The sequence below is a fragment of the Streptomyces luomodiensis genome, assembly GCF_031679605.1.
GTDB lineage: Bacteria > Actinomycetota > Actinomycetes > Streptomycetales > Streptomycetaceae > Streptomyces > Streptomyces luomodiensis.
Genome location: NZ_CP117522.1, coordinates 9,755,261 through 9,763,908, shown reverse-complemented (window position 1 = coordinate 9,763,908; position 8,648 = coordinate 9,755,261). Strand labels below are relative to the sequence as shown.

5 protein-coding genes are annotated in these 8,648 nt (G+C 73.9%); 3 read left to right on the top strand and 2 right to left on the bottom strand.

Annotation, left to right across the window (positions count from 1 at the left end; genetic code table 11):
* Nucleotides 1-1,136 precede the first annotated feature (1,136 nt).
* From PS467_RS40795 to PS467_RS40785, 3 genes are all read left to right on the top strand, one after another.
* Entirely contained in the window at nucleotides 1,137-1,931 is a 795-nt protein-coding gene (locus tag PS467_RS40795) for an AfsR/SARP family transcriptional regulator (RefSeq protein ID WP_311039559.1), read from the top strand.
* Nucleotides 1,928-4,738 carry an ATP-binding protein gene (locus tag PS467_RS40790; protein WP_311039558.1) on the top strand — a complete coding sequence of 937 codons (2,811 nt, stop codon included), beginning with the start codon at nucleotides 1,928-1,930 and terminating at the stop codon, nucleotides 4,736-4,738. The genes PS467_RS40795 and PS467_RS40790 overlap by 4 nt, the downstream gene beginning before the upstream one ends.
* Before the next feature lie 81 nt (nucleotides 4,739-4,819).
* The gene (locus PS467_RS40785) at nucleotides 4,820-5,056 is read left to right on the top strand and encodes a hypothetical protein (protein WP_311039557.1); all 237 of its coding nucleotides are present in this window, start codon (nucleotides 4,820-4,822) and stop codon (nucleotides 5,054-5,056) included.
* A 55-nt stretch (nucleotides 5,057-5,111) separates the two neighbouring features.
* Here the strand turns inward: PS467_RS40785 and PS467_RS40780 are convergent, their stop codons facing one another.
* Together PS467_RS40780 and PS467_RS40775 are read right to left on the bottom strand one after the other, a co-directional pair.
* Nucleotides 5,112-6,956, bottom strand: coding sequence for an AMP-binding protein (locus tag PS467_RS40780; protein WP_311039556.1), 1,845 nt, complete (start codon nucleotides 6,954-6,956; stop codon nucleotides 5,112-5,114).
* Nucleotides 6,953-8,593, bottom strand: coding sequence for an HAL/PAL/TAL family ammonia-lyase (locus tag PS467_RS40775; protein ID WP_311039555.1), 1,641 nt, complete (start codon nucleotides 8,591-8,593; stop codon nucleotides 6,953-6,955). The genes PS467_RS40780 and PS467_RS40775 overlap by 4 nt, the downstream gene beginning before the upstream one ends.
* Nucleotides 8,594-8,648 lie beyond the last annotated feature (55 nt).

The following is an 8,648-nucleotide window of genomic DNA, read 5'->3' as shown; positions in this document are numbered from 1 at the left end:
GCCTGTACTCCCTGAAAGTCCGTACCTGCGCGGGCCGATGGCGGCCGAGCGGAGCCGGGAGAGCCGTACTCCGGGCCGTCGCCGCCGCAGTGTTCGTGCGGCCCCGGGGCGGTTCGGGCTCCGGGGCGGCGCCTCATGGGCGACAGCCAAACACAGCGCGCCGGGAGAAGTGATCGCTGAGGACGGTGCATGATCGAAAACCGGGAAATCCCTCGGTAGCGTCCGGAGGGCGCTGTCCGGGCCCCGTGCCCGGTCGCCCCGGCGTGATGTTGGTTTATCGCCCGCGCGCACCGGCAGTTCACCGGCCGGTGTCGCCGCTGAACCGTATCCGGAAACCCGTTTCATCGCCGGGGGTGACCGTTCGCTGCCCGACTGGAACGGTCCTGGAGGTGGGACCCCGACACGAAAGATGTCATGACCAATTCAATTTGCGGAAATTCGCGACCAAGAAGGGGTGACGATGCCAAGCAGCCGAGTAAATACCCGTCACCCGATCCGCCTCGAATTCCCCGCCGTTTCGGTCCGGCGGCGCCTAATTCCTGGACCTACTCCCTGGACACGGGCGGGGTTCCGGGCTGTGGAGGTCGGCGAGACGGTGATCGGGCACGCCTGCAAGGCGGGCCGGGCGGCCCGCACGTACGGGTGACGGGTGACCGGCGGTGGACCGCATCGGCCACGATCACGGTCCGGCGCCGAGCAGGCCGTGCGCGACGCCCCCGGGGCCGGGGTGCGGAGCGGCGCCGCCGCCGTGGCCGAGGCGACTCCGGCACGTCGCCACACGGTGCCGCCCCCGGCACCGAGGCCGCTGCCGGCCGGGGCGCAGCTGGGTCGTGTTGCCCACGCCGCTCGGTGGCCGCTCATCAGCCGCCCACGGCAGGGCCGGCTCCCGCCGTTGCCCTCGGCCGCGCCCCGTCATCGCCGAAGGAGCACCCGCCGCGCCGAAGACCACGTCGCCCGCTGTGGGCACGGCTGATCGAAAGCCAGGTGTCGGCAGCGACTCGCGCGCGCAGTTCCCCGAATTCCCGATCACAGGATTGACGCGGTGTGATTTAGCCCATTCACTTGGCCATCCTGGAAGCCCGGACAAGCCAGCTAATGTAGGACGCAGTAATAAGCGCGGCCAAGCGGGGAGTTTCATGCGTTTCAGCGTGTTGGGCCCACTGACGGCGAATCACCATGGCAAGGGCGTGCCCCTCGGAGGACTCCGCCAGCGGACTGTCCTCGCTTTCCTCCTACTCCATCCGAACAACTCCGTGAGCACCCAGCGGCTCATTGGTGCCCTGTGGGGCGCAAATGAGCCGACAACGGCCCGGAAGAGCGTTCAGAACGCGTTATCAGGCCTACGCAAGGCGTTCCTGACGCATCATCAGTCCGGCGATGCTCCGGTCGCACTCCGCACGGAGGGCCGGGGGTACGTCCTGCGTATCCCGCCCGAGCACATCGACCTCGGCAGGCACCACCTGCTCCTGGAACGCGGCGCCAGGGAACTGGCCGACCGGTCCTGGGAGGCGGCCGCCCGTACGCTCCGCGAGGCGCTGGGGCTGTGGCGCGGGGAGGTGCTGGCCGACCTGGTCGAGGCCGGTATCGAGTGGCCTGAACTGGCGGTGGTGCGCGAGGCCCGGTGGAAGGCGCTGGAGGACCGGATCGTCGCCGACCTGATGCTGGGCCGCCACCGCGAGGTGGTCGCGGAACTGGGGCTCGCGGCAGATGCCGAGCCCGTCCGGGAGCGGCTGTGCCGACTGCACATGGTGGCGCTGTACCGGACCGGCCGGCAGACCGACGCGCTGGAGGTCTATCGCCGCACCCGGTCGGTGCTGGCGGAGCGGTTCGGGACCGGGCCGGGCCCCCGACTGCGCGATCTGGAGCAGTACGTACTCGCGCACGACCCCGAGCTGACGGCGCCCGGCGCGGTACTCCGGCTGGCCGCATGAGACCCGCCGCGACCGCGGAAGAGCTGCGGTTTCACGTGCTGGGACCGCTGGAAGTACTGAGGAACGGCGTGCCGCTGCCGCTCGGCGGCATCAAGCAGCGCACCGTCCTGGGCTATCTGCTGCTGCACCCCAACCGGGTGACGGCCACCAGCCAGCTGATCTCGGCGCTGTGGGACGGGCCCTCGCCCGCCTCGGCCCGCAAGATGGTCCAGAACGCGGTGTGGCGGCTGCGCAAGCTGCTGCACCTGCACGAGGAGCACGCCGAGCTGGAGGGCATGTCGCTCCAGTCGCGCCCGCCCGGCTATCTGCTGCGGGTGGACCCCCAGGCCGTCGACCTGTACCGGTTCCACGAGCTGGTGGCGGAGGGGCGGGCCCGGATGCGGGACGGCGGGGTGGCGGAGGCGTCCCGGCTGTGGCGCCAGGCGCTCGCCCTGTGGCGCGGGCCCCTGCTGGCCGACCTGGCCGAGGCCGGGGTGGCCTGGCCGGAGCTGAAGGTGTCCGCGGACACCCGGCTGGACGTGCTGGAAGAGTACTTCGACGCCGAGCTGGCCCTGGGGCGGCACAGCGCGGTCCTCCCCGAGCTGTTGACGCTGCGTCGGTCCGAGCCGCGGCGCGAGCGGCTGACCGGGCAGCTCATGCTCTCGCTGCACCGCAGCGGGCGGCAGTCCGACGCCCTGGATGTCTACCGGGCGCACCGCGCCGAGCTGGCCGACCAGCTCGGTCTGGATCCGAGCCGGGAACTCCAGGAGCTCCACCAGGCGATCCTCACCCACGACACAGCGCTCCACTACACGCCGCTGCCCGGCACCCTCCAGGTGCGTCCGGCACCGCGGCAGCCGTCGGCCGCGGCCGACGCCGCCTCCCCCGCGCCGGACGCGGTGGAGTCCGCCGGGCTCGTGCCGGAGCGCAAGGAGGTCAGCGTCGCGCTGATCAACGCGGTCTGCCCGGCGGTTCCGGGCGGCGGTGACCCGGAGCACGTGGACATGGCGATGGAGGCCCTGCACGAGGTCGTCGTGGCCGAGGCGAGTCGTTTCGACGGCGTCGTGGCGGCGAAGCTCGGCTGCTGCTGGCTCGTCGTCTTCGGCGCCAGGCGCAGCCACGACAACGACGCCATGCGCGCGGTGCTGATGGTGCTCGCCGTACGCCACCGGATCCGCGCGCGGAACGCGCACCCGCTGCGCCTGCGCGCCGCCGTTGACACCGGCGAGGCCCTGGTGCGCTACGGCCGCGACGGTGCCGGACCCCCGACGGTGACCAGCGCGGCGCTGGACCGGCCGCAGTCGCTGCTTCCGCTCGTCCCCCTGGACGAGGTATGGGTCAGCGAGGGCACCCGCGGACAGACCGACAACCTGATCGGCTATCAGCGCGCCCGCGTCCACGCGGCCATGTGGACGGTACAGGGCGTACGGTGCGCCACCGTGCGCGGCCCGCGGCTGCCGCTGCTGGGGCGTGCCGACTGCGTACGGGCCCTGACGGACCTGCTCGACACCGACGCGGTGGAGCGGCGGGTCGCGCTGGTGGTGGGCGGCCCCGGCATGGGCAAGAGCGCGGTGCTCGAGGAGTTCGAGCGGCAGACCGCCGGGCGCGACCCGGCGACGCGGCCCCTGCTGGCGCATCTGCTGCCGTGCACGGTGGACGACAGCGCCCTGCGCGTCCTCGCCACGGAGCTGTCGTCGTGTTGTGGCATCGGGTCGTGGGACCCGCCCGGGACGGCGCGGGCGAAGCTGTGGGCGATGGTCGAGCGGGCGGCGGCAAACGCCGACGAGGCGCGACGGCTCTTCGAGCGGCTGCTGGTACCGCTCGGGCAGGTGACGCACCAGGAGCAGGCCGCCGGTCCCGAGGAGGTGGTCGCGGCCTGGTGCACGCTGCTGGAGCGGCTGGCCGCGGAGCGCACCGTGGTCGTGGTCATCGACGATCTGCACGCGGCGGACGAGTCCGTGCTCGGACTCGTCGGCCCGCTGCTGGGCCAGGAGGGTCCGGCCCGGCTGAAGGTGGTGGCCGCGGCCCGTCCCGAGCTGTTCCTGCGGCGCCCCGCCTGGGAGTCGGCGGTGAACGTCACCGCCGAGCTGACACGGCTGCCCGACACCGTCGTCGCCGAGTTGACGCGTACCGTCCTCGAAGCGGGCGGAGGGCGGGACCGGCCACCCGGGCCGGTGGCCGAGCTGGTCGAGGTGGTGACGGCGCTGGCCGACGGCAACCCGATGTTCGCGGCGGAGCTGACCCGGATGGCGCTGCGGCGCGTCAGCCCGGACACGGCAGCGGCGGACGCGGCCCCGGACGAGCGGCCGGAGGCGGCGCACGACATGCTGCCGTCGGCGGTCGGCCGGGCACTGGCGGCCCAGCTGGACGCGCTGCCGACCGACCTCAAGGCGGTCGCGCAGGACGCCGCCGTGCTCGGCGAGGCCGTCCGCCCGGAGGACGTCGCGGCGCTGCGGGACCAACGGCAGTCCGACGCCGGCGACGTGGCCGACGCGCTCGGTGAACTCGTCCGCCGCGGAGTGCTCATGGCCGCTCCCGCGGACGCCGGCACCACCGGCAGCTTCACCTTCCGGCAGCCGCTGCTGCGCGAGGTGGCCTACGCACGGCTCCCACAGGCCCAGCGGGCCGTCAAGCATGCCGCCGTGGCGCGCTGGGAGGGCCGCTCCCGGGCACCGGGCGGATCGCTCCGCCCGGTGGCATCCGAGCTGCTCCGGCTGGGCTCCGTAGTGCAGCGGCTGCGCGACGCGGCCCGGACGGCGGCCGGCCCGGAACCCAGGGCCGGGCTCACGGAGGGAACGCCGCTGTTCCCGGCCGGCGCCGGACGGTGACCGCCCACCGCGGCACCGACCACTCCCGCGGACGCCGGCACCACCGGCAGCTTCACCTTCCGGCAGCCGCTGCTGCGCGAGGTGGCCTACGCACGGCTCCCACAGGCCCAGCGGGCCGCCAAGCATGCCGCCGTAGCGCGCTGGGAGGGCCGCTCCCGGGCACCGGGCGGATCGCTCCGCCCGGTGGCATCCGAGCTGCTCCGGCTGGGCTCCGTGGTGCAGCGGCTGCGCGACGCGGCCCGGACGGCGGCCGACCCGGAGCCCAGGGCCGGGCTCACGGAGGGGACGCCGCTGTTCCCGGCCGGCGCCGGACGGTGACCGCCCACTGGCACAGCAGACCGGCCACCTCCGCACGGCACCCCCCGAGCCCGGCTCACCGACCGGACGCCGCCGCACCCGGCCGGTCCCCCGCGGTGACCACGCGTGCCGGGTCCGGGGGCTCGGCGTAGAGCAGGTCGACCACTTCGGCGCGGCGCTCGGCCACGGCGCGCTGGTTGAGGTAGCCCTTGTCGGTGATCTCGCCGTTGTCGATGCTCGGTGGCTCGGCCACCAGGGCCAGCCGGGCGACGCTCGAGGCGGCGCCCTTGCCCGCGTTGAGCGCGGCCAGGGTGGCGGCGAGGTGGTCGCGCAGGCCGTCGTCGCCGAGCAGTTCCGCGGTGTCGGCGGCGTCGGTGCCGAGCAGTTCGTTGGCCCGGCCCAGCGCCGGCCAGGCGATGGCGGCGACATAGGGCCGGTCGCCGCCGACGAGGACGGCGTCGGAAAGCACCCCGGCGGCCGACAGCAGCGCGTTGCGCAGCCGGCCGGCGGCGACCCAGGTGCCGGTGGCGAGCTTGAAGTCCTCGGCTATCCGGCCGTCGAAGGCGATCCCGCGGCGGGCGTCGCCGCCGGGGTCGAGCAGCCGGGCCGCGTCGCCGGTGCGGTAGTAGCCGTCCTCGTCGAGCGCGTCGGAGACCTCGGCGCCCAGGTAGGCGGGGGTGACCGAGGCGCCGCGCACCCGGATCTCGGCCCGGCCGCCGGCCGGGGCGAGCTTCAGCTCGACGCCGGGCAGCGGAATGCCGATGCCGTCGCGCACCCCGCCCCAGGTGGAGGTCGCCGCGGGCCCGGTCTCGGTGGCGCCCCACGAGGACACCACGGGGATGTCGCGGCCGGTCGCCGCACGGGCCACGGCCCGCAGCCGCCGCCGCAGCGCGTCCGGCAGGTCGGCCCCGGCGTAGAGGATGATCCGGGCGCGCGACAGCACGCGCCGGGCGAGGCCGGGGTCGCTCTCCAGCGCCTGGGCGAGCTGGGTGTAGCCGGCCGGTACGTTGACGACGACGGTGGGCGGCATCCGGCGCAGCGCGTCGAGGGTGCGGGGGAACGCGTCGGGCAGCGGTGTCCCGTCGTCGATGAAGAGGCTGCCGCCGTTGCACAGCGCCAGGTTCAGGTTGTGGTTGCCGCCGAAGGTGTGGCTCCACGGCAGCCAGTCGGTCAGTACGGGCGGCTCGTCGGCCAGGAACGGCCAGATCTGCCGGAGCATCTGCTGGTTGGCGCACAGCATCCGGTGGGTGTTGAGCACTCCCTTGGGGGTGCCCGTGGAGCCCGAGGTGAAAAGGATCTTCGCGACGGTGTCCGGCGTCAGCGCGTCCTGCGCGCGCCGCACCGCGCCGGTGACGGCGGTGCGACGCAGGGCGTCGACGGTCACATCCCCCGCACCCGGCCGCCGCGAGACGAGGGTCACGGGCGAGGTGCCGGCCGCGTCGGCGGCCGCCACCAGGGCGCGGCGGAAGAGCTCGCCGTCCTCGGCGTACACCGCCCCGGGGCGGACCAGGGCGGCGAGGGAGCGCAGCCGCGCCAGGTCGGTGCTGCGCAGCGAGTAGGCCACGCTGACCGGTGCGGCCGGTACGCCGGTGAGGTGGCAGGCGAGGGTCAGCAGCAGGTGGTCCAGGGAGTTGCCGGACAGCAGCAGGACCGGGGCACCGGGGCCGCACCCCCGGTCCAGGTACGCCTGGCCGAGGGCGGCGGCGGCCTCGGCGGCGGCGCCATAGGTCAGGGTGCGCCAGCCCTCGCCGTCGCGCTCGGCCGCGAGGACCCGGTCCGGCTCGGCGGCGGCCCAGTGGCGCAGCGCGTGGGCGAGCGTGGGCGGATGGTCCTTCAGCTCCTCGCCGACGCGCAGGATCCGGCTGCCGTCGGGGCGTTCCTCGCAGGACACCTCGGCGTACGGCGCCACGGGCGCGTTCACCGGGCCGCCTCGCCGGTCTCCGCGCCCCGCGTCTGAAGGTCGAGCTCGACCCGGGTACGCAGCTCGCCGGAGGCGATCAGCGTGGCGACGCGTTCGATGTCGGTGTCCAGCGGCCGGTCGCGGTCCAGGAACGCGCTGAGGCCGCGCACCGCGTCGTACGCCGTACGGGTCGGCGCGCTGAGGACGTCCAGGCCGCGCAGGTCGGCCGCCTGGCACAGGGCGATGAGGTGGACGGCCGCGACGCGCTGGACCAGTTCGACGACCGAGCGGGCGTCACGGGCGGCGATGGTGCCCATGCTCACCTTGTCCTGGTTGTGCGCCTCCGTCGAGCGGGAGAACGAGGCGGCCGGCATGGTCCACTTCAAGGCTTCCGCGGCCAGCGACGAGGCGGTGATCTGCATGCCCTTGAACCCGTGGAACAGGCCGGCCTCGAACGCGTCGGGACCCAGGTGCGGGATGAGGTTGGGCGTGAGGCCGTTGTTGAACTTCTCGTCGACGATCAGTTCCAGCTGCCGGTCCAGCAGGTCGCCGACACTGGCGACGGCGGTCTTCAGTGCGTCCATGGCCTGGGCGACGTGGCCGCCGTAGAAGTTGCCGCCGTTGCGCACGGTGCCGGCGGCCACGTCGAACAGGGGGTTGTCGTTGGCGGAATTGACCTCGACGGTCAGCCACCGGTGCGCCCAGTCGGCGGTGTCGCGCAGGACGCCGGTGACGTGCGGGGCGCAGCGTACCGAGTAGTGGTCCTGGATGGGGCGTTCCAGCTCGCCGAAGTCGCCGTCGGGCCTGCGCAGCAGCGGGTCGGGCATGGTGTCGCCGGTGAGCATCGCCCGGATGGCGGCGGCACTGGCGACCATGCCGTCGTGCGGCTTGGCCTCGAACAGGAAGGGGGCGAAGTGCGAGGGGTTGCCGAGCAGCACCTGGCTGGTCAGCGCGGTGCACAGGTCGGCGGCGAAGGCCAGCTCCCGGGCGTCGTGCAGCGCGAGGACGGCGAAGCCGGACATGAAGGAGGTCCCGTTGACCAGGGCGAGGCCCTCCTTGGCCTCCAGGGTCACCGGGGTCAGGCCGCACTCGGCGAGGGCCTGTGCCGCGGGCTTGTCCTCGCCCGCGTGCCGTACCGTGCCGCGCCCGGTCAGGGCGGCGGCGAGGTAGCTCAGCGGCACCAGGTCGCCGCTGGCGCCGACCGAGCCACGCTCCGGGATACGGGGCAGGATGTCCGCGTTGAGCATGCCGATCAGCGCGGTGATCAGCTCGGGCCGCACTCCGGAGACACCGCGGGCGAGGCAGTTGGCGCGGACCGCCATGGTGGCCCGTACGACGTCGTCCTGGGCCAGCGGGCCGGTGCCCGCGGACAGGAAGCGGACCAGGTTGTCCTGGAGGTGGTCGGTCTTGCGCTGGGATATCTGCCGGGCGCTGCTGTCGCCGAATCCGGAGGTCACCCCGTAGATCGGGGTGCCGGCGTCGATCAGGGTGTGCTTCATCGCGTTGGACGCCGCGATCCGCGCGGCCGCCTCGGGGGACAGGGCGACGGTCCGGGTGCCGGGGCGCCGGGCGAGGGTGACGATGTCCTCGACGGCGAGGTCGTGTCCGTCGAGGGACACATCGCGCAGTCCGGTCCGCCGTCGGGTGGGTGTGAGCATGGTCTGTCATCTCCTACTGCGGGAAGCAGCCGGTTGCACCGGGGAAGTGGAAGGG